Annotated in this window: 16 protein-coding genes and 1 pseudogene; 13 read left to right on the forward strand and 4 right to left on the reverse strand. The window is 60.5% G+C overall.

The annotated features are described in order from the left end of the window. The first annotated feature begins 82 nt into the window (after positions 1–82). Both H8F24_RS01330 and H8F24_RS01335 read left to right on the forward strand, forming a co-directional pair. The gene (locus H8F24_RS01330; protein ID WP_197170635.1) at positions 83–1,192 is read left to right on the forward strand and encodes a hypothetical protein; all 1,110 of its coding nucleotides are present in this window, start codon (positions 83–85) and stop codon (positions 1,190–1,192) included. Next, the gene (locus H8F24_RS01335) at positions 1,189–1,866 is read left to right on the forward strand and encodes a tetratricopeptide repeat protein (protein WP_197156936.1); all 678 of its coding nucleotides are present in this window, start codon (positions 1,189–1,191) and stop codon (positions 1,864–1,866) included. The genes H8F24_RS01330 and H8F24_RS01335 overlap by 4 nt, the downstream gene beginning before the upstream one ends. Here the strand turns inward: H8F24_RS01335 and H8F24_RS01340 are convergent. Beyond that, a complete protein-coding gene (locus H8F24_RS01340; RefSeq protein ID WP_197170636.1) occupies positions 1,817–2,971 on the reverse strand; it encodes a tetratricopeptide repeat protein in 1,155 nt (384 codons plus the stop codon). The genes H8F24_RS01335 and H8F24_RS01340 overlap by 50 nt on opposite strands. Before the next feature lie 54 nt (positions 2,972–3,025). Between H8F24_RS01340 and H8F24_RS01345 the strand changes: the two are divergent. The 9 genes and pseudogenes from H8F24_RS01345 to H8F24_RS01385 form a co-directional block, all read left to right on the forward strand. Continuing rightward, positions 3,026–5,362, forward strand: a pseudogene (locus tag H8F24_RS01345) (glycosyltransferase); the annotation flags it as partial. 433 nt (positions 5,363–5,795) lie between these two features. Next, positions 5,796–6,560 (forward strand): hypothetical protein, encoded by a 765-nt coding sequence (locus tag H8F24_RS01350; RefSeq protein WP_197170638.1) that lies wholly within the window; start codon positions 5,796–5,798, stop codon positions 6,558–6,560. A gap of 157 nt (positions 6,561–6,717) precedes the next feature. After that, entirely contained in the window at positions 6,718–9,846 is a 3,129-nt protein-coding gene (locus tag H8F24_RS01355; protein ID WP_197170639.1) for a hypothetical protein, read from the forward strand. A 182-nt stretch (positions 9,847–10,028) separates the two neighbouring features. Continuing rightward, entirely contained in the window at positions 10,029–10,814 is a 786-nt protein-coding gene (locus H8F24_RS01360; RefSeq protein ID WP_197156945.1) for a peptidylprolyl isomerase, read from the forward strand. Between the two features lie 3 nt (positions 10,815–10,817). Beyond that, a complete protein-coding gene (locus H8F24_RS01365; protein ID WP_197170640.1) occupies positions 10,818–14,069 on the forward strand; it encodes an ABC transporter transmembrane domain-containing protein in 3,252 nt (1,083 codons plus the stop codon). A 55-nt stretch (positions 14,070–14,124) separates the two neighbouring features. Further along, positions 14,125–15,594, forward strand: coding sequence for an HlyD family efflux transporter periplasmic adaptor subunit (locus H8F24_RS01370; protein WP_197156949.1), 1,470 nt, complete (start codon positions 14,125–14,127; stop codon positions 15,592–15,594). After that, complete coding sequence (locus H8F24_RS01375; RefSeq protein WP_197156951.1) at positions 15,591–16,289, forward strand: M48 family metallopeptidase; 699 nt, start codon at positions 15,591–15,593, stop codon at positions 16,287–16,289. The genes H8F24_RS01370 and H8F24_RS01375 overlap by 4 nt, the downstream gene beginning before the upstream one ends. After that, positions 16,280–18,181 (forward strand): glycosyltransferase family 2 protein, encoded by a 1,902-nt coding sequence (locus H8F24_RS01380; protein ID WP_197170641.1) that lies wholly within the window; start codon positions 16,280–16,282, stop codon positions 18,179–18,181. Before H8F24_RS01375 ends, H8F24_RS01380 begins: the two co-directional genes overlap by 10 nt. 119 nt (positions 18,182–18,300) lie before the next feature. Next, positions 18,301–21,045, forward strand: a complete 2,745-nt coding sequence (locus H8F24_RS01385; RefSeq protein ID WP_197170642.1) for a hypothetical protein — start codon at positions 18,301–18,303, stop codon at positions 21,043–21,045. Here H8F24_RS01385 and H8F24_RS01390 read toward each other — a convergent pair. Both H8F24_RS01390 and psbA read right to left on the reverse strand, forming a co-directional pair. Further along, positions 21,042–22,277, reverse strand: coding sequence for a glycosyltransferase family 4 protein (locus H8F24_RS01390; protein WP_197158893.1), 1,236 nt, complete (start codon positions 22,275–22,277; stop codon positions 21,042–21,044). The genes H8F24_RS01385 and H8F24_RS01390 overlap by 4 nt on opposite strands. Positions 22,278–23,452: 1,175 nt before the next feature. Then, positions 23,453–24,532: a photosystem II q(b) protein gene (gene psbA / locus H8F24_RS01395; protein ID WP_197156957.1), complete on the reverse strand. Its 1,080-nt coding sequence runs from the start codon at positions 24,530–24,532 to the stop codon at positions 23,453–23,455. 292 nt (positions 24,533–24,824) lie between these two features. Here psbA and H8F24_RS01400 point away from each other — a divergent pair, with 292 nt between their 5' ends. Continuing rightward, positions 24,825–25,184, forward strand: coding sequence for a hypothetical protein (locus tag H8F24_RS01400; RefSeq protein ID WP_197156959.1), 360 nt, complete (start codon positions 24,825–24,827; stop codon positions 25,182–25,184). Between the two features lie 77 nt (positions 25,185–25,261). After that, a complete protein-coding gene (locus H8F24_RS01405; RefSeq protein ID WP_322758373.1) occupies positions 25,262–25,777 on the forward strand; it encodes a hypothetical protein in 516 nt (171 codons plus the stop codon). A gap of 28 nt (positions 25,778–25,805) precedes the next feature. Here the strand turns inward: H8F24_RS01405 and H8F24_RS01410 are convergent, their stop codons facing one another. Next, a complete protein-coding gene (locus H8F24_RS01410; RefSeq protein ID WP_197170643.1) occupies positions 25,806–26,762 on the reverse strand; it encodes an aspartoacylase in 957 nt (318 codons plus the stop codon). Positions 26,763–26,787 lie beyond the last annotated feature (25 nt).

Consider the following 26,787-nt stretch of genomic DNA (forward strand, 5'->3'; position numbering starts at 1 on the left):
ATCATGAACCTAACGAGAATCGCATTTACCCGATCCTCAATGCCTCTCGCAACAAGCCAAGTTCGTCAACTACAATCAAGCCATGGCGCATGAAAAACAGCATCGCTTTATTCTGAGCGCCTGTGAACGATTTCAAGGGCTGATCGAAAATGCCAAGATTGTAGAAATAGGATCACAAGATATCAACGGCACAGTAAGGGATTGCTTTCAGGGCTGCCAGTCGTACCTAGGTATTGATATCGGAGCTGGTCAAGCGGTGGATCTGGTTGTTCCGGGGGAATTGCTGGAACTGCCCTCAGAGTGGGCAACAATCGTCATCTCGACCGAATGCTTGGAGCATGCTTCAGGCTGGCAAGAGATTTTTGCAACGATCATTCGGATCACATCATCTGGTGGACTTGTGTTGTTAACCTTTGCCGGTTTTGGCAGGCCAGCGCATGGAACGATTGACTCAGACTCAGCATCCTCACCCTTCACCAATCATTACTACAAGAATTTAACTCCGCATCATCTACTTGACGCCATTCAGCTCAATCAATACTTTTCTGATTATGGCTTTGAAGTTAATGCCTCACCCGGAGATACCTATTTCTGGGGAATCCGCTCCTCGAATCCTTGGAGAAAACGGGAAAGCTCGGAGATTCTGGAAGAGCGTCTTGCCAGGGCACAGGGACAACTGGCCCAAGCCGTGGAAAAAATCAGCAAGCAAGAAGAACTTTATGCTGGCTTCAGAGATCTTGAGGCTCGTATCAAACACGAAGAAAGTCAGTTACAAGATCTTCAGGCACAACTTGCCACCACACTAGGACAGCTGACCACTCGGACTGCGGATCTCGAGAGGGTCCAGTCACTTCTAGATCAAAAGGCAAAAGAAGTGGAGAATAAAATAGAAGAAGTCAAGCAATTGCAGGATGTGATTGCCCGCAAAGAACAACAATCACACGGGTTGCTTGAACAACTTGCAGACATACGCTTGGATTGTGACCGTGCCATCGACAGCGCAGAACTGGCCGCGTTGCGCTGCCGGAGCTTTGAGCTGGAATCCGAACGGTTTCGCATTGAACGGGATCAGCTTCTGCAGATCAACTCCGAATACCGCAGACAATGTCATCGTGCCGTCGATTTACTCTATAGGATAAAGGCTTTTTCTATGACTTCAGACGCAGTCAAGAGCCAACGGAGTTCTCGATGAATATCATCGCCTTGGCCGAATTGATTCGTCAACGCCCCTTGACATCAACTCAGTTGCATCACGTCGCAGAAGAACTGGAGGCAAGAGCGGATTGGACCCTGATGAAGCAGGCCTTTCTTTCCTTCCGGGTTGATGCGAATCCAGCCAGCAGGATCATTGGGTTTATTGATTACAAGTTGGCGCAGGCCTGCTTCCATTGTGGTGAAACCAAAGAAGCCGAGGCCTTGGCCAGGCAGGCGATTCAGATCGAGCCTGGCTTTCCATATGCTTATCATTTACTTGGAAAGTGTTATACACTGCTCGATCAGCACAGCAAGGCCATCGAAGCCCATCAACGATGCTGTGATCTGGCCCCCAGCTTTGCCTGGGGATGGTATGAGCTGGCACAAAACCATCGGCATCTTCACCACTGGGATCATGCCCGTTACGGGTTGATCAGGGCCATAGACTGTTGCACCGCCAACGAGTCTGAGCTGATCCAGCAGATCCAGGCGACGCATACCAGTGTGGATGAAGGAGAGCGCCTGGAAATCGCGAAGACCATCTGGGGAGATCGAATCAACGGGATTCCGGCGTTGAAGGGCTTATCGGAAAGCGACCATGCCCTGCTCCAGTTGGAGCAATTCAAACGCCAGATTGATCGCTTGGCCGAGGATTTCGAAGTTCCGGCTTGAGCGATTCACCCCTTCGTGCATCGCCCTGTTGCGGATCGTCAGGCTTGAACGGAGTCTTGGCAACCGTTGGCACTTCGCCTGGATCGGCAAGAGCCTGGCGATAGATCAGCGAAGCCTGTTCAAACTCACCACGCCGCTCATGCAGCTGCGCCAGGGTTCTGAGCAGGGCAGGGCTCGCCTGCTGCTGCTGCTGCAGCCAGGTGAGGAGCTCAATCGCCTCACGGTCCTGACCCATCTGCTCCAACGTGCCGGCAGCCTCCGTCAATCGGGCTGGCCGCAGATAACCGGGCTTGAGCCGATGAATGCGATGCACCAGCTGGGCCGCCTCCATCGCCTGGCCCAACTGTTGATGGGCCAGAGCAAGATTATTCAGGGCCGGCACAGCCTCTGGATCATCGGCGGCAATCTGCCCGAAAGACCTCCGCAGCAGTGGAACCGCCTGCTCCGCCCTGCCGCTGCGTACGAAGATCCCAGCCAGATTCACCAGGCTGCTGTAGTGACTGGAATCCAGCTCCAAAGCGGCGCGGAACCCCTCCTCGGCCTTGCCGTCATCGCGTTGCAGCAGGGCCGCCAGACCCTTGAGCTTGTGAAGATCCGGATCACTCACGCCCTGGGCCTGGAGCTGATCCAATTCACGCGTCACGGCGGCAGCCGTCTGGGCGTTGAGCTGCCGGCGCAGCGCCTCAAGGCGTTGACGCCAGGGCACCGCAGGAGCCTGCTGGGCCGGGTTGGCCGGCTGCGGCTGGGCAGCGATCGTCTGCACAGGCCTGGGCGCGACGGCCGGGCCGTCCGAGCTGTAGGGCCCGCTCTGCGCAGAAGCACGCAACAGCACATAGGCCTGCCTGTAAAAGGGGGCCGCCAGTTCAGGGGCACCGCGCAGGCTCAGATCCTCGGCGTAGTCGAAGTAGCGGGAAGCCTGCGCCACCAGGTGCTCTGGTGCATGGGCCGGCAGGGGCACGCTCACCGGCACGGCTGGGGAGCGGTTGCCTGCCGCGCCCTCGAACAGGGGTGACTGAGCGAGCGCCGGAGCTTCTGCCTGGGGGCGTGGCCACAACCGCCCCAGGGCCCTTCGCAGGCGGCCGGGCTGCTGTGCAGGGGTGGTCATCGCAGAGGCAGGCGCCAGATTGATCGATAATCGCCCACAACGGACACCATCGCCATGGGCACAAGGCCAGAGGTCTCCGTGGTGATTCCCTTCCGGAATGCCAGCGCCTGGTTACCCCAGACTCTCGCTTCGCTGCAGAGCCAGAGCGGGGTGGAGGCTGAACTGATCGCGGTGGATGATGGCTCGAGCGACGCGTCCGCCGCTCTGGTGCAACGGCTCTGGAGCCACCACCCCTGGCCCTTGAGGCTGCTGCGCTTGGACGGTGTGGGGGTCTCCCGGGCGCGAAACCAGGGTTGGCATGCCAGCCAGGCTCCCCTGGTGGCCTTTCTCGATGCCGACGACCTGATGCTGCCGGGGCGGCTGGCCGACCAGCGGGCCCTCCTGATGGCCGAGCAGCAGTGGAGCCATTGCCTGTGCGGCTGGGTGCGGCTGGATGCCGCGGGCCGGCCGCTGGTGGAGGTGCGGCCCTGGCTGGAGGGGGCGGGTTTCAGCCCGGCCGAGGCCTTCCGCCACAAGGCGGTGTTGCCCAGTGCGTGGATGCTGAGACGGCAGGCCCTCGAAGCCGTGGGAGGGTTCGATCCAGCCCTGGCCCATGCCGAGGATGTGGATCTGCTGCTGCGCCTGGCCCTGGCGGGTCAGCGGGGCACCTGGCTGCGCCGGATCGGCTGTGGCTATCGGGTGCATGCCGGCAGCGCCAGCCGGCACGTGCAGAGCCAGGCCCACAGCCTGCTGTGGGTGGTGGACCGCCAGTTGCGCAGGCTGCCGACCACGCCGGCGGCCCAGGCTCTGGCGCGGGAGCAGCGCTACACCACCCGCGCCTGGGCGGGATGGAAAGCCTGGACAGGGGGAGATCGCCCCCTGGCCCAGGAACTCTGGAGCACCAGCCTGGGGATGAGCCCCCTGTCTCCGGCACGGACGTGGCTGCACCTGGCGGAGAACGCAGGGCGGAGCAGCCGGCGGGAGGGCGTGACCTTCACACCGGAGCTGCTGCTGCACGACCCGGTGTGGCGGCGCCTCGAGAGCAAGCTGCTGCTGCGGTGGCTCCGACCGGAACCGGGGGAGCGGCTGGTGAGGCGCCTGCGAGCCGATCTGCTGAAGGAGCTGGGCGAACCGGCGGACGGCAGCCCCTGGTGGCCCCCTCGGCTGCGGACCCAGCTGAGCGGGGAGGATCCCCTGCGGGACCTCCGCGCCCAGGTGCTGAGCTGGAGCGCCAGGCTGATCGGCGAGCCGGAATCGAGCGACTCAGAACTGGCGCAGGACCTGGCTGGGCTGCTACGGCAATGGCTGGCGGTGGTGTGGCCGGAGGACCGCCGCGCCAGTCAGCGGATTCTGGAGGAAAGCCTGGCGATCGCACCGCAGCCGCAGGCCCTGCGGGCCCTGGCCCGGCTGGAGCGACACGACCATCCGCTCGGTGCGCGGGCCCTGGAGCAGCTGGCGGCGGCGGCTGAGCTGGCGGCGCCAGCCGGGCCGAACGCCCAGAAACCACCGCCACCGGCCATGCCCGCAGCGGCGTTCTGGGAGCGCGAACAGGGGCCACCGGATCGCTGCCTGGGGCCGCACTGTTCGGCCTGTGCTGAACGCCTGCTGCAGGACTGGCGCCAGGAACCACTCGGACCCACCAGCCAGCGCTGGTATCCACCGAGCCAGAGGCAGGCCGATCCAGCCTTTGGCGTGCATCGCCTCAGCGGCGGACGCTGCTGGATCCGCAGCCCCGCCAATCCCTGGCAGCTCACCCATGGGCTGGGGGTCGCCAACGGCAGCGGTGAACGGATGGCTGCGTTGTGCCGGCGCTACCCCCAACCCTGGCCAACCTGCCCGGAACCGCCGCAGAGCCTGGAGCCATGGCCGGTGGACCCACCGTTGCAGCTGCGGGGCAGGGTGCTGGCGGTGGCGGATCTCTCCGCCGAGAATCACTACCACTGGCTGGTGGATGCGGTGCCCCGGCTGGGGCGGGCCCTGGAGCAACTGGCAGACAGGGGATCGCTGCACGACCTGACGGTGTGGCACAACGGCGGCAGCGGACCGGTGGTGCGGGAATGCCTGGTGGACCTGCTGGGCCTGCGGCCGGAGCAGCTGATCGATGCCCACCTCCACCGCCACATCCAGGCCGAGGAGCTGCTGGTGCCGGATTTCGCCGGTCGCTTTGCAGTGCCGGCTGCGGCAAGCGTGGCCTGGTGGCAGCGCACGCTCCAGCCGGTGGCGTCGCAGGATGGGCGGGTGCTGTGGTGGTGGCGCGGGCCAGGCGGCTGGCGTCGACCCGTGTGGGGAGAAGCGGAGGCCCTGGCGCGATTCCAGGAGCTCATGCCCGAACAGGAGGTGGAGGTTGTGGATCCGGCCGGCATGAGCCTGAGGCGGCAGGCCGAGCGGATCAGATCGGCGGCCCTAGTGGTGATGCCCCACGGCGCGGGGCTGGCCAACCTGCTCTTCGCCAGGAAGGGCTGCCGGGTGCTGGAGCTGTGCAGCAGGCGCTATAGTCCCCCATATATTAACGGCCTGGCGGAACACCTGCAGCTGGACCTGATCCGATGCGAACAGGAAATGCTGACACCAAAGCTGTATCAGAATTTACTTTACGAAGGACCAGCCCTGGAGCCCCTGAGACTGGACCCAGGGCGCGTGGCTGAAGCGTTACACCACAGCCTGGCCCTCCCCGACAAGCCGAACCTGCAGTCTTAAGGTGCGACTAAGGCAATTCAGAAAATCCTGAGATTGTGTAGACCCTGACGGAACAATGGTCTTTAGATTAAGTCTTTGAAACACTGTGTCAGGTGCTCGATTCGGGGATACCATTTGAAGCAAGCAGCGTCCCCTCTGTCAGCCAACCATGTCCTATGTGATCGACACGACCGGGCAGACCTACTTCTTCTGCGATGAGGAGATCCTCAGCGGCGGTTGCAATAACGTCATCAACGTCTCCGGCACCACAACCGTGATCGGCTTGGCCGAGAGCGGCCAGGGCGCGATCGTGGAGGCCTCCTTCGTCTGCGACGACGGGCCCAAGGTCTACGACTTCCAAAACGCCTACTGCAATCCAGACGACGTCGACTGCCGCGTCAACCTCGATGCGATCGTCAGCGGCGACTTTGAAGGCCCCGGCCAGACCATCCTGGAAGCCGCCGGTGGCCGGCGCGACGAGCAGGGCAACGTGATCGACAACGGCCAGATCCCCGCAGGAGGATTTGCCTACTACCTGGCCGGCGGCAGCGGCAACGACAGCATCTCCGGGTCCCAGTGCAATGACTTCATTCGTGGCAATGCCGGCAACGACCTGATCAATGCCAACGCTGGCGATGACCTGGTACGACCCGGAGCCGGCAACGACATCATCAAGCTCGGAGCCGGCAAAGACAACGTCTTTATGACCCCAGACGCATTGATCCGTCCCAAGGGCGTGATCGAAACCAACACGATCCGGGATTTCAACACCGCCGAAGACAAACTGTCGTTCCGCGGAACCATGGACGAGTACGTGATCAGTGGCATCGGAACCAAAACCCTTGAGGTGAAATACAAAGACACCACAACTCTGATCGTCAGCGGCAACAACGGCACCGTCTTCAACAGCGACGACCTCAGCTTTATTGGATGAGACGAGGCCGCAGGAGAATCCTCATGCAATCACGCAGCCCCCCCGCCTAATTGTATCCAAATCCAAGATCACATGATGCCTTGACTGGATAAACTCCAACCACACGGCATCATCAGTTCAGCGCAACATCAAAGACCACAACGCCTCCACAAAATCCATGGCCTTTTTCAATCCCGGCGCCAACGCCAGTAATGAATCGCTATTTATCTCTCTCGATAATTCCCCAACCACATCGGTCGGAACGTTCTCAGGTCAATACCTCACTGGGCAACTGGTTTATGACTCAAGTGGAAATTTAATAGATTTAGATGCCAATCAAACCATTGCCTCGTCTCTGCAGAACAAGCTTGGCTTTTCCGTAGCTTCTCAGTCAGTCAACCTGGGCGGGATCGGCATCCTGAACTCCAGCTTCGGGATTGGCACCAACGGCTCGATCAGCGTCTTCCAGCTTGGCTCCACGGAGGCCAAAGCGACCAATGCTTCCACTTCGGGCAATGCCTACGCTGGCGCCGTTCAGAACCTGGACCAGGGAAATGATGCCCTGTTGTTCTCGAATGCCGGCGGCGGCATCATCAACACCAACGGTTTCAATCAGGCTGCAAGCCCGATTAGCCCGGTAGCCCTCGGCGGCTATGGCGCCTATGGCGACAGCGACATCCTGATCGGTCGCCAGGGCCAGATCAATGTCTCGGTGGATAACGACGTCATCGCCTCGGCGTTGTCCAACCAGGGAATTGATGCATCCGGCGAAAACCTCGGCGATTGGGGAATTCCACCCAATCCCTTTATTCCCTCCAATCCCCTTGGCGCGTTCAGCGACGTCGACGGCGGTTCTCTTGCAACAGCTGTAGCTGGGAACACTTACGGCATCTTTAACACCTCCATCTTTGTTGGCGGTGGCACCGGCTCCACCAACACGGTGGATGCCAACCTCACGGGCGCCACATCGGCAACAGCCAAGGTTGGTGAAATCGATGCCAGTGACAACTTCACAGGCGGCAGGGGCAATGCGGTAGCGATCGCAGGCCTGAATCTGTTCTACAACGATCAATATTCTGCCATTTCCAGTGGCGGTTTCATTGACTCGAGCTCCAATCCCACTGGACCGATGGTCCTCAACTTCGGGAGAGGCGCCAACACCGTGATCGGTCGGGCCGGGACTGGCACTGGTACAGATCCGATCTTCCTTGGCGCCGAGGCCCGAACCGGAATTGGCAATGCCAATGCGTTTTCCAGCGCCGATCAGTTTGGTGGTATCACCCAATCCGGCGTACTGGTAGACCCCAGCAGCAACTCTGCTCCCGGCCTGCAGATTTTGATTGCGGGCGACGGCACCGTTGAAGGTACATCGAAGGGCAATACCGAAGCGATCGCCACAACGGGCCAGGGAAATGCCTTCGCCGTTACCCAGGTTGACGAAGTCTTCGGTATTGTTGACAACAACAATGTACTGAATTCCACTTTTGGGCCTGGAGGGTTTGGCAGCCAGAATTTCGGTGCAGGTTCTGCCGTTCTGATCGAAGGAGCTGGCAGCATTGCTGCAGGTGCATCGATCGCCAGCAACGCGTTTGCCGCGTCAGACACGCTCGATCCGAGCGGCGGGATTGCCTATGCCCGGACCGACAACAGCTATGTCATCGGCTTGTCGCAAGGTGGCATTGTTGAGTCCGTCGACGGAAGCGGCAATCCCACCTCCATCACCCCCGGCATTGGCATTGGCGGTGACGGCAACCTGAGGATTTTCGCCGACAGCACGCAAACTGCTACGGCTATCAGCAACTTCAGCGGCAATGACCCAAGCGGCAACGTTGATCCGTTTGCAGCTTCCGCCATTGATGATGTCGTCGTTGGCATTCTGGATACTCAAATCCAGATCGGTGGCGATCTCACCGACATGCCCGTGGTGTCGCAGTTGAATGCGCAATCCAACGCATTCTCGATCAGCGACATAGCCGAATCCCAATCCGGTGAGGACTCCGTCAACTATGGCATCAGAGGGTCCGAATTGACCGTCGCTGGCGATGCCAACAGCAACGTCTTCCTTGACCCGTCAGGCAACCGTGTCCGAGGGCCGATTACCGTCGATGCGCAATCCTCCTTTATCACCTTTGCCGGCACCTCCGGAAACGGACAGGCTTCGGATGCCGAAAGTGGCATCAACACCAGAACCGTAGGTATTGAAGAATCGGCGATCGGGATCGGTGGTGATGGCAGAATCGTCAGCCAAGCGATCAACACCCTGAGTGCCACGGCTGGCCTCGTGCTCCCGGTTAGTGAGCAAGGCGTTGTTGACCAGGATCCCAGCGGAGTTCCTGGAGTTGCAACGTCAGATGCATACGCTGAAATCGGCGCCCAGTTCGGTAACGGCGGCACCTACCGTTCAGCTGGTATCAACGATTCTACGATCATCATCGAGAAAGGTTCCTTACCAAACACTATTGGTGGTCCCATTCTCAATACCAGAGTTGAAGGTAAATCCCAGATCAAAGCGGATGCCTTTGCTACCACACAAGGTATCGATCCCGGTGCCACTGACGGTGCGGTGGCCTTCGTCGATCTGCTCTCCGACGGTATTGAGCTTTCAGGCGCCAATGCTGCGACCGGTGAGGCTAGCGGTATCAAGATCAAGCAAGACGGCAACATTGTTGGTAGCTCGTTAATCTTTGGATCCAGTATTGCCGAAAATGGAGGTACGGGTCTGATCAATGGGTCTGGTTCCGATGCATCAGCCTTTGCCGACATCAACGCCGATGGTCTTGATCTTGGCGACGATGGAAACTACGCCGTCGTTGGCCAAAACGGTTCTATTTTCGGCACCAGCACTCTTGGTCTTGAGGATGATCCCTTCCTGGTTTCTGCTGAAGCAGCTGGCGGAGACGCTCTTGCCGAAGGTGAATTTAGTCTCTCTGGTATTGAACTCGGATTTGGTGCTTTGCTGAGCCCTGGTCAGCAGAGCGGCAACCTATATGGTGAGGTCTTCTCCAACACCCAGGTCACGGCTCAAGCCGACCAGGGCGAAGCCAAGGCCATTTCGGATGTGTCGGGCATCGCCATCAATTCTCAATCTCCTCAAACCATTAATCTCGGCTCCGGCAACGTGACCGCCATCAGCCAGGTGATCAACAACGTGCAGTCCTACAACGCCGAAGGCACCGCGGAAGCTACGGCCATCACCGACGCGTTCGGCATCCGTGATACGGTGATCAACTTCGCCGGTAATGGTTCCGTCTTTGCCAGCGCTGGTGGTACCAGCATCGCGATCTCCGGTGTCACCCCCAACCCATGAGGGCGACGCTCTGAGAACCGATGGCTGGCTGATTCAATCTCAGCCAGCACGTTGATCCTTGCAAGCCAGGCTTCATGCCTGGCTTTTTTCTGGCTTTTTTGCAGAACGTCGTCTTCCAGTCACCCTTGGCCAGAAGGGGTAAATTGATCTGCACTGTTGACACCCATCCTGAGCCTCACGCGATGCAACTGGCCTGCAGTGATCTCGAACCGCTGCTCCGCGAAAGGATGCAGCAGATGCACACCAAACCCTTGCCGCAGCTGCTGCATGACCAGGGGTTGCTGCGTCAGTGGAGCCAGCAGCACCTGCTGGAACGGGTGCAGCAGAGCGTGGGATTCAGCGCCGAAGAAGCTCCGGCAGTGGTGCAACGCCTCTGGGATGGGATCGGCCAGCCTCCACCCGATTTCAACCTGGAGGGCCAGTGGCTCGACAGGGTGGATGCCAAACTGCAATCCACCTTGCAACAACGCTGGCAACAACTGCAACTACAGAAATGGCTGGAACTCAACTACGGCGAGGATGTGGAAAGCCACTTCCTGGCCCGGCGTGAATCCCTTGAAAAAATTGTCTACGGGGCGATTCGCGTCGCCTCGGTCGGCCTGGCCGATGAGATCTATCTCCGCCTGATCGGCGGAGAAGAGAGCTTTGCTGCCCTGGCCCTGCAGTTTTCCCTGGGTGAAGAGCGCTACACCCATGGCCTGGTGGGGCCGATGACCGTCGACAAGCCCCATCCCAGCATCCGCCAGGTGCTGCAGACCCTGGCGGTGGGGGATGTGCATCCACCCCTGCCGCTGAACCGCTGGTACTTCATCCTCCAACTGGAGCATCGCGAGCCAGCCCGCCTCGATGAGGCGACCCGGTTTCAGCTGCTGCAGGAACTGTTTGAACGCGACCTCAATGCCCAGCTCGATCAGACGCTCGACGAGCTGCTGCCACGCCTGCTGACCACCACCGCTTCCGAGGGCTGAGCCATGTCCGAGACCATCTCGATGCAGGAGTTACTGGCACGGCTGATCCTGTTCGCCGGCCTGCCGGAGCCGATGCTGCAGCAGCTCGCCTCGGCGGCCCGGGTGCTGCGCTTCCAGTTGGGCCAGCCGCTCTCGAGGCCTGATTGCGTCAGCGACCACATCTATGTGGTGTTGGAAGGACAGGTGCGCTCGGTGGTGCAGTCACCACGGCTGCCGAAACGGGTGGCCACCCTCGAACGCCTGGGCGTGGGCAGCGTGCTCTGCCTCAGTGGTCTCACCAGTGGCCGTCCCGGTGGCTGGGAAACGCTGATCGCCTCCACCGAAACAGTGGTGCTGGCCCTCCCCCACGCCCTGCTGCGCCAGGTGATGCAGGCCCATGCCCCCCTGGGAGACCGGATCAACCGGGTCCTCAGCCCGGCTGAGCTGTTCGCCGTTCTGGATGCCTATCTGCGCGATTATCCACGCGCCCTGGAACAGGAGGTGGTTGCAGCTGCGCTGCAACTGGCGCCCACCTGCTATGTGCGCTACCTCGATCCGCAGGATCCCGTGGTGCAGCAATTGCCCCAGGATCGCCTCTGGCTGGTGACCGGCGGCGCATTGCCTCTGGCCACGGTGCTGCCGATCGCCGATCCCCCGCCTGCCGCCGATCCAGCCGCTGTCGAGGCCCCAGTTCCAGGTCCTGCCTCTGCAGACAGTTCCTCTGGAGACAGTTCCTCTGGAGACAGTGCCTCTGGAGACAGTGCCTCCGCAGGGAGCACAGCCACCGAAGCGGCGGCGGCCGCAGCTCGCCCCCGTGTGGTCCGCGCGGTAGGCATCGATCAGGCCGCCCTCGAGGCCATCCTGGAACCGAAACCGGAGGCCAACGCGGATTCGGGATCGGCAACCTCCGCCCAGGATGGCGCCGCCCTCTCGCTGAGCCGCTGGCAGGAGCACCTGCGCATTCAGGATGCGTCCACGATTCCAGAGGCTGACTTTCTCGAGGAATTCGAGGCCGAGGAGCCCCTGGATGTGGAGCGTCAGCCACCTGAGGCTTTCCCCTGGTATCGCGGCGTCGGCCCGCTCGAATCGCCGATTGCGGCCTTCCGCATGCTCAGCGACTTCCTCGGCCTTCCCTTCCGCAAGGAACTGATGCAGCGCGTGTTCAGCGATCAGGTCAAACGCCATGGTGAAGCGTCGCTCGCCCTGACCGGTGCCGTTGCCGAATCGATCGGCCTGCAGACCCAGCTGCTCGAAATCAAGGCGGATTCCCTGGCCCGCCTCACCTGCCCCCTGATGGTGCGCTGGGGCAATGGGCTGGCGGTGATCTATCGCATCCGCGCCAAGCAGATCGTGCTGGGCATCCCGGCCAGCGGCAACGTCGAGATCAGCCTCGACGACTTCAAGGAGCAGTGGGGATCGGAGGGGGAAGTGATCACCCTGGCGGTGAATGAATTCACCCCCAAGCGCAAGTTCGGCTTCCGCTGGTTCCTGCCGGCCCTGCGCCAGCATCGCGCCGTGCTGATTGAGGTGTTGCTGGCCAGCTTCTTTGTGCAACTGTTCGGCCTGGTCAACCCGCTGCTGATTCAGCAGATCATCGACAAGGTGATCATCAATAACAGTTCCTCCGCCCTCGGCTTGCTGGGATCTCTGCTGGTGGTCTTCGCGATTTTCGAAGGGTTGCTGCTCTGTTTACGCACCTTCCTCTTCATCGACACCACCAATCGCATCGACCTGGCCCTTGGCACCCGGATCATTGATCACCTGCTGCGCCTGCCCCTCAAATATTTCGACCGCCGACCGGTGGGGGAGATCAGCAACCGGATCGGTGAACTGGAAAAGGTGCGGGGCTTTCTGACGGGCACAGCGCTCACGACCATCCTCGATGCGATCTTCGCGCTTCTCTATGTGGTGGTGATGCTCATCTACAGCTGGCAGCTCACCCTGCTCACCCTGTCTGTGATTCCCGTTCTGGTCGTGCTCACCCTGGCGGTCTCGCCGATGGTGCGCAGCCAGCTGCAGAGCCGCGCCGTGGCCAATGCCCGCACCCAGAGCCACCTGGTGGAAGTGCTGGGCAGCATGATGACGGTGAAAGCCCAGAACATCGAGCTGCGCAGCCGCTGGAAGTGGCAGGATCTGTATACCGATTTCGTGGCGGAAGGCTTCGACAACACCCTGCTCAGCACAACGGCCGGCACCTTCAGCGCCTTTCTCAACAAGCTCTCCAGCCTGCTGGTGATCTGGGGAGGGGCGGCACTGGTGCTGAAAGGCGATCTCACCCTGGGGGAACTGATCGCCTTCCGCATCATCTCCGGCTACGTCACCCAGCCGCTGCTGCGCATGACCTCCGTATGGCAGAGCGTTCAGGAAACCGCCCTCTCGCTCGAACGTCTGAGCGACATCATCGACACGCCCCAGGAGGCCCCGGAAGACAACGCCAGCCGCATCGTGATGCCATCAATCGAAGGACGGGTCGATTTCCAGAATGTCGAGTTCCGTTACCAGAATTCGGCTCCGCTGATGCTGAATGGCGTCAATCTCTCCATCCCCAAAGGTGCCTTCGTGGCGATCGTGGGCACCAGCGGTTCCGGTAAGAGCACCCTGACCAAGCTTCTGGCACGCCTGTATTCACCAGAGAAAGGCTCCGTTCTGATCGATGGCGTTGACATCAACAAAGTTGAGCTCTATTCCCTCCGTCGCCAGCTCGGCATCGTTCCCCAGGACACGGTTCTCTTTGATGGCACCCTCGAAGAGAACATCACCCTGACCAATCCCGAAGCCTCCAGCGAAGAAATCATCCAGGCTGCCACCGTGGCGGCGGCCCATGACTTCATCATGGCGCTACCAGCGGGCTATTCCAACCAGGTGGGAGAACGGGGCAGCAGCCTCTCGGGAGGTCAGCGTCAGCGCATCGCGATTGCCCGCACCATCCTGCAGAAGCCGAAGATGCTGATCATGGACGAAGCAACCTCAGCGCTCGACTATCAGACCGAACGCGTTGTCTGCGAAAACCTGATGCAGTCTTTACGTCACTGTACCGTGCTGTTCATCACGCACCGCCTCACATCCATTGTCAATGCCGACATGATTGTCTGCATGGGCAACGGTTCCATCCTTGAAGTTGGCAAACATGAGCAGTTGATGGCCAATCGTGGTCCTTACTATGCTCTCTTCATGCAACAAGGGGCCCGGGGCAGCTCCTCTTCCTCCTCGTCTTCGTCCTATCGTCCCGTTGATCCAGCCCAAGGGACCTACGCCCTCGGTGCTTCTAGGGCCTGACGTCCACCACTGCTGAACCTCTCACCCAGACATCCACTCCTTCCCTGCTCAGGCGATGGCCTCCTCCTCCAAATCCGGCGCATCCTCCGCCAGTCAGGTCCAACCGGTAGGGGCTCACGCCCCCAGCGGAACCGTTTTTGCCAACCAGAGCGATGGCGAGGTGGTGATTCCAGGGCTGCGGTCCACCGCAGACAGCCTCCTCACCAACCAGCCTGACTCCAGCGCCGTTGTCGCCCCTTCGCGTGATGCTCCCTATGTCCGCCGGCATCGCCAGCGACGCACCACCCTGCCCCGCAGCACGCGCGGCTGGAGCCGGGCGATTGTCTGGAGTCTGATCGGTGTGACCGGCGTGGGCGTTCTCTACGGCATGTTCGGCCGGATCGACCGCACCGTGAACGCCACGGGCACCTTGCGGCCCGTGGGCGGGGTGACGGCGGTGAGCTCCCCGGTCAGCACGGTGGTCGAACAGGTGCTCGTCAAAGGCGGCGATGTGGTGAAAGAGGGTGATCCCCTGCTGATTTTCGATCAGGGGTCGCTGAAGCAGCAACGCAATCAACTGATCAGCCAGAAGAAGATCTGGACCAAGGAAAAAGTCTTGCTGGCCGTTCAGCTGGGCATTCCTGTCGATCCTCAGATCAGTGCCGAAGCCCAACGGGAGCTGGACATCAACACCTATGAGGTGAATCTCCGCAGCCGAGGAGCCACAGCAGAACGGGAGCGCTCCCGTATCACGATTCGTCAACAGGAAGACAACCTCGCTGCCCTGCGTCAGAAATACGCGATCAACGAAGGCATTGCCGACCGCATGAGAGGGCTGATTGCCCAGGGGGCCATGGCCAAGCTTGAACTGGATCGCCAGGAAGAACGGCAGATCGAGCTGCTCAGCACGATCAAACGAACAGAAAAGGAAATCGAAGCTGATCGTCAGCGCCTGGTCCAGAGCACCGTTCAGGAAGAGCAGGTACCTGTCGCCAACCTCAAGAAACTCTATGCCGAGTACGACAACGCCCAGCAACAGCTCAGCGATGTCACGAACCGCCTGATCGATACGGAAGAGCGACTCCGCCTCGGCAAGTTACTGGCGCCTGTGTCTGGCAAAGTCTTCGATATTTCCGTCAAGCCCGGTGAGGTGCCACGGGGAGACAAGCCTCTGATGAAAATCGTTCCGCAGGGATCCCTGGAAGCCGAACTGAAGATTTCCAACCTCGACATCGGCCACCTCGATGTGGGAATGCCGGTGGATGTGCGGGTGAATTCCTTTCCATTCACCGAATACGGTGCCCTTGAGGGCAAACTGGCCAGCATCGGCGCTGACTCCAAAGAAGCCACCCAGGAGGTTCCGATGGAGCACTTCATCGCCGTGGCCAAACTCGATGGAGACAGCCTCACCAAAGACGGTAAAACCTACAATCTCAGACCTGGCATGGCCGTCACCGGCCTGATCCAGATGGGCACCCGACCGGCGATCTCCCTGATCAGCGACCGCTTCAAGTCGTTCATGGATGCGCCCAACACCATCCGTTGAGCACCCAGGCCTGGCTGGTTTTTGCACAGCAGGCGTTGAACGACGGCAAGTGGGCCTGTGCGGAAGGATCCCTGCGCCGGATTCTGTTGCAGGCACCCGAATCCCCTGAGTTTCTCGACCTGCTTGGTTATGCCTTGTTGATGCAGGGAGCCGCCGCCGCCGCAGAGCAGGTGCTGCGACGGGCCATCGACGCTGGCGGCTCTCAGTTCTGGACCCCGCACAAACTTGGCGATGCACTGCGCGCCCAGCAGCGATGGACCGATGCGGCGGCGGCCTATGAACAAGCCCTCGCCTGGGGAAGCGACAGCGACCTCACCGTGCGCAATCTGCTCCATGTTCTCGCCGCCAAGGGTGGTGAATCCGTGTTCCTCAGGCTCGAGGCGTTCGCCGCTTCGATGACGCGGCCGCTCCCCTGGCAGGAGCCCACGGCCTGGCAGAGGGGAGCCATCGCCACCACCTTGACCCTCGGCCGGGCGGACCTGGCCGCATGGTTATGTGCTCAGGGATGTGCAGAGTCCGCCATCCGTCGCCTGGCCTATGGCGAAGCACTGGCCCAACTGAATCTCGATGCAGCCCTGGCCTTGCTCAATCAAGCCGCCGCCGGGCCGTCCTTACAGGAGCCGCCGCACCCCCAGGAACAGGCCCTGCACCAGCGGATCAGGATGCTGCTCCACGGCTGTGACCCATGCCCGTGATGCTCGATTCCCTGCTGGAGAACGCCAGGCTGGCCCTGGAGAGGGGGGATCTGAACGACGCCGAGACCCTGCTGCAGCATTGTCTGCAACTGGAGCCCGATCACGGCGCCGCCCACCACCTGCTGGGCAAGACCCTGCTGGCGATGGGCAGGCCGGAGGAGGCGCTGCACCACCAGCGATGCAGTTGTCGCTGTGATCCAGCCCTGGGCTGGAACTGGTTTGCCGCAGCCGAGCTCCTGCAGCGGAAGCAACGCTGGCGAGAGGCGGCCGATCATCTGCAGCGGGCCGCCGATGCCCTGCCCACTGAGCAACCGTGGATCGAGGATCTGGCCCGCCAGACCTGGCTGCAGTACCACTGCGGCGGCGAGGACCTGTCCCGGGGGCTGGGGCCTGCGGCCTATCAGTACTGGATTCAGTATCGGGAACCGCGCCTGCCGGATCCGGCAGTCCCCCTGCTGGATCCGTGGTGGCAACCGGAACCCCTGAAGGAATGGCCGAGGGATGGCTGGCTGCTGCTGCTGGGAGACCAGTGCCGCCTGCGGCCAGGGGCCCTGCAGGCGGTGGAGCAGTGGCTGGCCGAGCAGGACGGCAAGGCGACGCCACACCTGATCTATACCGATGAAGACAGGCTTTCAGACGATGGTTCCCGCCTGGATCCCTGGTTCAAACCCGGCTGGTGCGACGACAGTTTCTGGGGCACGCCCTGGCTGGATTCCTTCAGCGCCTGGAGCATCCCCTGGCTGCGGGATCGGCAGCTGCCCCTGCCGCCCAGCGATCCGCAGCAGCGCTTTCGCTGGATTCTGAACGCACTGCACCAGAAGCCTGTGATCGCCCACGTTGCTCAGGTTCTGGTCCATGGACCACCAGGCCCGATCCCAGCGGCGGAGTGCTGGGATCGGGCCGCTGCTCTGCGGGATCACCTGGAGGCAGGCCAGGAAGCCATCACAACGGTGGAACCCATGGGGGCTGCGGGGTTTCGATTGCAGTGGGCACTGCCGCCCAGGGTGAGCTGCGAGGTGATCATCCCAACCCGGGACCGCGCGGAGCTGCTGCAGCCATGCCTGCAACGCCTCTGGGACACCACAAGCCACCTCGACTGCAGGGTCACCATTGTCGACAATGGCTCCCAAGAGCCGGCAACCCAGACCCTCCTTGCCGACTGGACAGCCCGACTGGGCCCCGGCTTGCGGGTGATGGCCGATCCAGGCCCGTTCAACTGGAGTCGCCTCAATAACCGCGCCGCCCGCCCCAGCCAGGCCGACCTGGTGCTCTTCATGAACAACGATGTGGAAGCGATCCGACCCGGCTGGCTCGAGGCCATGGCCGGCCAGGCCCTGCGCCCCGCCATCGGCTGTGTGGGTGCGGTGCTCACCTATCCCGATGGCAGCCTCCAGCATGCGGGCATTGTGGTGGGGATGGCAGGCGGCGCCGACCATGCCTACCGCGGTCTTGGGGTGGAGCATCCCGTCCATCGAGGCCGCAGCCGCTTTCTCACGAACTGGGGCGCGGTGACCGGAGCCTGCCTGATGGTGCGACGCGAGCTGTTTCTCCGCCACGGCGGCTTCGACGAACGGCTTCCCGTGGAATTCAACGATGTGGACTTCTGTCTGCGCCTCGGTGCGGTTGGCTACCGCCATGTGGTGACTCCAGAGGCTGTCCTCCTCCACCGCGAGAGCCAGAGCCGTGACGCCCAGGGCAGCACAACGGCTGCCGCCGCCCTCGAACGCGTGCGGCGGCGCTGGAAAGCTCGCCTCCATGCCACCAGTCCCTGGTGGCCTGCCGCCTCGGCGCGAAACAGTGCCGATGGCCGCCCCCGGGAGTTCTGCCCTCCAGGCTGGTGGCTCGGGGATCGCATGGTCGGCCCCCAGGGCCAGCCCTGGGGAAGCTCCTAGCCCATGGCCCCCCGAGCCAGAAGCCAAGCCGACACATCCTGAAATATCGTGGTCGACCTCGGAGTTTGGGGTTAACTTGGTCGGACGGGTCAACCCATCCTGAAGCACGCAAGAATTCGATGGACTCCAGCATCAGCGAATTCCAGGACGCTCTCTCCCTGAAGCGCGATGGCCGCAGAGTATCTCTTGAAGGAATCTTAACCGGGTCCGCCCTGGGGCTGTTTCTCGTCTACACCCTCAAGGACACGCAGATTCCGCTGGCACAGATTGATATCGGTTCAAGTGATGAGTGGCTCCGAACTGGTGAATTTGAGCCCATTGCCATCGGGAAAGCTAGCGGGCCCGTCGTTGCCCCCGCAGACCAACTCAAAACAGCAGGAGATTCTGCAAATCAGAATCCAGATTTGCTCAATTTATCCCCACTGAATCTGGGGAGTGGGATCAGCGTTCAGGGAGGCTTTGCCGGTGCAAACTTTTTCCCGTCTCCCCTGACTCAAGCCAATCTTCAGTCTTCAACCGAAGATGGCCTGCCTGCCATTGGTGAATTCGGTGCAACCACGTCCGGACGGATCGGTGGCAGCTCAGGTGGCGGTGGCAGTGGTGGTGCTGTCTCCCTCAGCGCCAGTGGATTAGACACCCTCAACGACTTTCTGCTGGGTAATTCTTCTCGCAACCGCTCCAGCGATTCGACGGCGACCAATCCGCTCAAGCCTAACCAGCCAAGCAATCCGCTTTTTGGCCAAGCGCCTACGTCGCGCGGATTGGATCCCAATTATTTTCAACCCAATGAACTGAGTGCATCAACGACCCTGATCAATGATCGCTCATTCGGCAACTCAGATTTCAATTCATCCCGCCCAATCAATGTAGGTCTCGAATCTCCCGCAGAAGTCCTCCCTCCACCCAAGGTTTTACTGGTTCAGGTCAATACCGGGACCGACGCCGTTGCCTCCTCTGTGTTTGACGGGGCGTCGTCAACCTCACAGATCAATCAGGCCGCTCTTGACGGCGTTACGCTCGACCTGCGGGGATCAGATATTGATCAGCTTGTGGTTGTATCCAGCCAACAGGTCAATCCAGTTGCGAAGAGCACGTTTACCCCTGTTCAGTTGGAGATTCTGTCTTCCAACATCGCTGCTCTGAACAGCAATCTGACCGGCGGCGCCGATACTGACGTCTTCTTGATCCAGGCGAGCGATCTCTTCAACCTGGTCATGGAGGGCACAGGCGGCAGCAGCGCCACCGCATCAATCCAGACCATCGCCATGCAGGCCAGCGAACTGGTCAGCAACCTGCAGCCCACGATTGTTGGAGCCCAGGCCACCACTGGCTTCGAATTTTTTGGACTGACCGATCTTCACACAACAAGCCTGAATTTTGACCTGCTGACGCAGGCCGTGGCGGACAGCACAATCAGACTTGGAGACTGGGGCGACACTGTAGAGATCATCAGCACAATTGGGAATGCAGATTCCACCGAGATTTTCCTGGAGCATTCGGGATTCCTCTCCCCATCCAGCTTCCTCAATTCGGCTGATGCTCCTCAAGGAGTCTTCAATCTCAATGCACGTGCAATCGGGCTTTCCAATAGTCTTCTTGACACCGCTGGAGGAAACGACAATCTCTTTGTCTCCTCCCATGTTCATCTGGATGGTTCGGTTTCCGAAGGCGATCAATCCAAGCTTGCGATTGGAGGCCAGCTCCAGTCCATAGCCCTGTTGGATTCCCAGATTCTGCTTGGCGACGGAAACGATACCGCCATTCTCGATGGTGCAGTTGTTGATTCCTTGATTGACCTTGGCAATGGTTTCAATCAGTTGGTCACGGGCGGATCCATGCTGGATTCGACCATCAGGAGTGGGGCAGGAACCAGCCTGATTGATCTTGCCAATGCCGAGAATTCCTTGACTCTGGACAGCCAAGGTGCAGTCAGGCTGCGGGGAGGCAATCAATCGGACAACATCACACTCTCCAGTCTGCCGATCATTGCCGAGATCGATGGCCAAGCCGGGCTTGATCAGGCCACGATCGACACGCCTTCTGGGGTTGAGCTGCTGGTTAATGGTAACAATGCCGCTGTTGTTGCTGGAGTAACGCTTACCAACATTGAGTCGATCAAGCTCGGCAACGGTGATGACAGCGTTGTCATGTCGTCAACCGGAAGCCTGGATGGATCTCTTGACGGTGGCGATGGTTTTGACCTGCTTGACTTCAGCAATCGCAGTCAATCAGTGGTCGTTGACCTTGATGCCGGCATTGCAAGTGGGATTGGCAACGCAACCCCTGGCGCACTCACCAATATCGAAGCCGTCATCGGCACCAATCAATCGGACCAGTTCGCGGTCTCCTCAAAGCCCGGCCAATACATTGACGCAGGCGAAGGCGAAGACCTGATCTATCTGCGTTGGACTCCCTGGACGGAAGCAGATGACACTCCCTCCTCCGAGGTACTTGGTGGAGCCGGCAAGGACACGTTTATTGTTGGCAGTGGGTTTGACACTAGCCCGGTCAATATCTTCGAGCTCCCCGACATTCAATTCAATATGGGCATTAATGGTACGTACGGCCTTAGTGACAGGATAAGGTTTGGCTCAACCATCCTAACTGCTTCGGACTCCAGCGGCATTGGCGATGCGACGCTACTGCCGATTGCCCCCTTGGAGACATTGCTGATGGGCGCAGATTCCTATGGTTCAGATTTTAGTCAATTAGCGATTGATTATTCGCCATTGCAATCGAGCAGTGCCTCAATGATCAATCTAAACCGTAACTCAGGACTCACAAGATTCTCTCAGATTGCAAGTCTATCTCGCTTCAACGTATCCAGCTGGTCCTCATTTGAGAGTAACTTCTCGTTTGGCTAACGCAATCTAAATCGCTCATCAATTTGTCCCTCCAAGACCCGAAACGGGTTCTCCAGTGGCAGGTTCCTGATCAGTTCGGCACGCCCTGCCTGTGCCAGCAAGCAACCTAGACGTTGTTTCACAATTTTTCCCAAACGCTCAGGAGCAAGCAGACGCTGAACGGCTTGACGACCCGATTGACTCAGCCTGAACCGGACATCAGGGTCTGTCGATAGCGCACGAAGATAAGTAGCTGCTTGGTCAATGTTCGGCTCTCCCCAGAATGAGCCACAACGATAATCACCCTCTGAGCAAAGAATAGGCACAAGGTCAGCATCAACCAAGGCCGAACTACCGGGCGGCATGAAGTCAAGGTTTCCCGAATATCCCGTTGCCACAACGGCAATGCCCGCCGCCATCGCTTCTGCCATTGCCAAACCAAAGCCTTCGGCACGGTGGAGATGGATCATCACATCACTGTTGATCAGAATTTGATCCAGCTGTTCACGGGTTAGATGCGCATCAATCAATTGAATTCGGGAATCATGTGATATTCGCTGCCGTAATGATGCAAGCTCTTGAGGGAACTGCGAGCCACTGCCTACTTTGAGCACAAGCCGCGCATCAGGCAACCTATGGCCAGCAGCCTGACTGAAAGGGAAAGCCTGCTGAAAAGCGTCAATCACGCCATAGGGATTTTTACGCCCAACCGTGCTCCATAAATCAAACAGATAGACACAGACAAAATCCGCAGTCGATCTCTGGCGCTTCAAGACCTGGCGTTGCCTGTGGATGGCATCGGCACGCTCCCAATCAATCAGATGAGGCAACGGCGTCACAGGGATCGGACTGCGCAGCCCAAGACTCGTGGCCGAAAAGCTGGAAGGACACCAGAGCTGATCCAGACCGATGAATCCAGACTCCCAGCCACTGGGAAAGTCTTCGAGCTCCCATGCCCAGAAGCCAATGCGCAATGGAGCCTTGAGCTGCAGACGCTCCGCCAGACCGTCCGTTTGGCGGAGAACATTGGGATTGGTATGAATCAGATCCACCGCTGCCGGGAGGATTTGAGCAGCTGGCCGAGTTGGCTGATCATTCACATGGGTGGCCAAGGGCAAATCATGCACTTGAACCCGCACACCCGCTGCCTGGAGGCTGCGCATCGTACAGCGCGCCCCTTCCCCAAGCCCGAAGCCACCACTGAGATGCCCCCAGAGATTGACAGTGAGCTGCCGCTGGACCAGCGCGCTCATGGATACACCGGGCAGCATGATGACAGCCATGCTAATTTACGGCTCCAGGATCTGCCCAAGAAGATCAGAAGTGTCATCCAATCCCTGCAGACACATTGAGCTGACTCCTACAGAAGCCAAAATTCTTGAGGAGCTTGTGGGGCGATACGAAGCAACTATCCTCGGCGAGATAGGCGTCTGCACAGACCATGACGAGCTCTTTAACCTTCGGCTTCTCTCTTCCTTGCTTGCAGATATACGCGATAAATTCCATCCGAGTCAATCGATAACGGCATCCTGCGCCAACTGCGGGACAGAGTATGTCTGCTCCGACAGCAGCAATCGTTTCTGCTCAGAGAAATGTCGTCGTCGCTTCGAGAAGTTAGCCAAAAAGGCGATCAAGAATATCTCTTCACTCTAAGCACTGAACCCACTTTATCGCGCACCAGCATACCTGGCGGCAACGTTCTTGGCTGAGAAGACTTTCTTTTTTCCTGACGGCAAAAGAGTATTGACGACTCCATAAATCTTGTCGTCCATGTCGCTGGTTTTGCTTCTCTTCCTGGGCCTGGCGGCAGTTCTGATCGGACTGATCCTGTCCTATAGCGCCTGGATCATGACCTGGTGGATCCTGGACCACTGGACCGAAGCGGCAAGGGTCAAGATCCGAGCAGAGCGACTCCGTCGTGATGCTGAAGCCTATGCCCGTGCCGCCGCAACAGCGCAGCAAGCCAACCGAGCCAGAGCCAGACGAGCAAGGATCAGGGTTGGCGAAGTCTTTGATCTGGATGGCAAGCGAATCGCCCTGACCCTTGATCAGCTGTCAACCTTTCGAACGCGCTGTTGCCTCGAGCTCGACCTGAATCCGAGCACCTCCTGGAGCGAGATTCGACAGCAGTGGCGTCGTCGCAGCATGGCCTGGCATCCGGATCATGGCGGATCATTGGATGTCTGGCTGCGAAAGCAGAGGGCTTACGAAGCCCTGGCTCAGCTCAACCGTTGGCAGAGCAAGCAACCCCATTGACACGGATCCGTACGTTCGGTCTGTTGAGCTCGTGATCCAGAATTCAGAGGATCGATTCACAGGAATTAAAAAAAGCCCTTCTCCTGAGGAGAAGGGCTTGACCAGCAATTAATTTTCGAAGTCGGTATTCCGAAATCGACGTGCTGATTGCCTGTTGGATTAGGGCTTAGCCTCAGCCGATCGAAGGAGCCATCAGAGCCACGGGGGTGGCTTCAGCGGCGGCCAGATCGAGGGGAAAGTTGTGAGCGTTGCGCTCGTGCATCACTTCCATGCCCAGACCAGCGCGGTTCAGCACATCAGCCCAGGTGTTCACCACGCGGCCCTGGCCGTCGAGGATCGACTGGTTGAAGTTGAAACCGTTCAGGTTGAAGGCCATCGTGCTCACGCCCAGGGCAGTGAACCAGATGCCCACCACAGGCCAGGCAGCCAGGAAGAAGTGGAGGCTGCGGCTGTTGTTGAAGGAGGCGTATTGGAAGATCAGGCGACCGAAGTAACCGTGGGCAGCCACGATGTTGTAGGTCTCTTCTTCCTGGCCGAACTTGTAGCCATAGTTCTGGCTCTCGCTCTCGGTGGTTTCACGCACCAGCGACGAAGTCACCAGGGAGCCGTGCATGGCGGAGAACAGGCTGCCGCCGAACACACCGGCCACACCCAGCATGTGGAAGGGGTGCATCAGGATGTTGTGCTCAGCCTGGAACACCAGCATGTAGTTGAAGGTGCCCGAGATGCCGAGGGGCATGCCGTCAGAGAAGGAACCCTGACCGAAGGGGTAGATCAGGAACACGGCGCTGGCAGCGGCCACGGGGGCGCTGTAGGCGACGCAGATCCAGGGGCGCATGCCGAGGCGGTAGGACAGTTCCCACTCGCGGCCCATGTAGGCGAAGACGCCGATCAGGAAGTGGAACACCACCAGCTGGTAAGGACCGCCGTTGTACAGCCACTCGTCGAGGCTGGCGGCTTCCCAGATGGGGTAGAAGTGCAGGCCGATGGCGTTGCTGGAGGGAACAACAGCACCGGAGATGATGTTGTTGCCGTAGATCAGGCTGCCGGCAACGGGCTCACGGATGCCGTCGATGTCGACGGGGGGAGCGGCGATGAAGGCAACGATGAAACAGATGGTGGCGCTCAGCAGCGTCGGGATCATCAGCACACCGAACCAGCCCACATAGAGGCGGTTGTTGGTGGAGGTGACCCACTCGCAAAACTGATTCCACGCAGAAGCGCCTTGGCGCTGCTGGAGAGTGGTGGTCATGAGAACAGGGGTTGGTAATCCAGGGCCTGGAGGCTCCGGAAGAGGTATGGACGGATTTCCGTTGAGGGGAAACCCTCCACAGAGGCGATCCGCCTGTGCATGAGCGTAAAGGAATGTTGCGGATCTGTAAAGGGGGGTTCATGAAGTTTCTGGCTGGGGCGGCTTCCCCTCCCTCTGCCCCTGGGCTGCGCTGGGCTCCACGCCTGGGCTCCAGCAACGGCCCCAGGCTCCGGCGCGTGGTCAACGCGGTGGCGCACTGCTAGGAGTTCGGGTCTCGCTCCATCACCAGGGCATGACCATCACGCCGCAACGCTTTCCCTTTCTCCGCAACGGAGGTGCCCTGGTGCTGCTCAGCTCGGCGTGGCTGCTGGCGGCCTGCCAGCCGAAGGTGGCGCAACCGATCAAGGTGGATGCAGGCCAGCAGCAGCGTCTCAATCAGTTGGAGCTGAAAGTGCAGCAGCTGGAGCAGAAGCTCAATGCCACAACGCCCCGCGATCCGGCCGATCGGGACGGCAAGCCCCCCGCCGGACCCGTGAAGTCGCTCACCCTTCGCAGCGGCAGCGACGACGATCGCCTCCGCATCTACTGGGCTGATGGCAGCAGCAGTGACCTGCCCTGCACCAAGGAACAGGGCACCCTGGTCTGCGGTTGATGCCGGCCATCCCCAGCTTGACAAGCTGAGTCAGCGCCGCTGAGCTAGCGGGCCATTCCGCTTCTCTCCCTTCTCCCATGCGCGCCTCCCTGTCCCCGCAGGCACTGCAAGCTGTCCTGGCGGGTTCCCTGGCCGCAGTTGCGCCCCTGAGCCTGGCTGTCCCGGCGGCCCTGGCCACCTCGCCGCTGGCTGAAGCCCCTGCTCCGGCCGAAACCCGCTTAGCGCAACTGGACAACGGAATGCCGTCGCCTTACAGCGGCATCCGCGCCCTCAACCTGGCCCGCAACGCGGCTGTGAAGCTCAATGGCGGCCTCGGGGTCTATCGGCCGGCCTCCTGCATGTTCCGCTCCACCTCGCAGGACAATGACTGCCTGATCTCGGCCGATGCTCAAGGATTCCTGTTCCGCTTTCTGGGGGGACAACCCGGATGGGAACAGCTTGATCTGCCGCCCACGGTGGAGACCGAGATCCTGATCTCTCCGGATGGCCGCGAGGTGGTGAGCGTGATCTACAACGGCGAGCCACGGCCGCCCATTCAGACGGAACCCGGGGATGCGCCCGTTGAGTCTGATCCCGCACCGCCTCAGAGCTGAGATCGGCAGGCCTGGGACCAGAGCAAGATCACTCCTGCTCGAGTGCCAGGAGAGAGGCAACGGCACCGAGCGCCTCGGACCAGGCGCTGTCCACCGGCCAACTCTCACGCCTGGTCAGACTCAGGGCAATCCCTTTCTCGCCATAGGCCGCCTCGTTGAGGAACACCGGCCAGACCGGTTCAGACTCCAGACCCGGTGGCGGCACGTAGGGAAGGGGTTGCCCCTCTTCCCCCAGAAAAAGCGGATCACCGGGCCACATCGGCTGCCAATCGCGGTGCATCCGTCGCGGGTCAAAGCAGGCCGCCACAGCACCATGGGCATGGCGGGGCAGATCGAGGATGAGGAGATGGCGATGCACCACCAGCTGTCGCGGCAGACGCAGCTGACCGCGGCCCGCCGCCGCCAGGGCCGCCAGCGACGCCTCCACAGCCAGCTGGGTCTGGACGCAGATCGCCGGCACCACCACCCCCTGCGGCACCGGCCCCACCTCCACCACCAGGCCGCAGGGCCAGCGCTCCACCAGAAAACCGCTCTGGTGGGGATCGGCCTCATGCAAATAAACCGGAAGACCCAATGTTCCCTGCAGGGCGGCCGCCAAGGCCAGATCCGGCGGGCGCCGGCCGTAGACCACCAGGCTGTTGCCCATGGCTGCCGTTGTGCTGTGCAGATCGAGCGCCACCAGGCAGGGCTGCGTCCCCTCGGGGCCGTGGCGGCGGATCAGTTCACGGGCCCGCTGCATCTCGTAGGCATCCTCGGCGGGATCGTCCAGCAGGTCCGGCACGAAGCAGCGGTTGAGGTCGCGATCGCGATAGCGGCAGTTCGACGCATGGGCTTCGGGGTTGCCCAGCACCAGCTCCAAGGCCAGTCCACTGCGATCGAGCAGGGCCGGCTGTCGCCGCCAGGCGTCCAGCAACCAGGGGGCATTGCGCTCGTTGCCGTGGGTTCCTGCCACCACCAACACCCGAGCCCTGTCACCACCGCTCATGGGCTGCCTGCACGATCGCTCGCTG

Origin of the sequence: Synechococcus sp. CBW1002, from assembly GCF_015840915.1 — a bacterium.
Classification (GTDB): Bacteria; Cyanobacteriota; Cyanobacteriia; order PCC-6307; family Cyanobiaceae; genus CBW1002.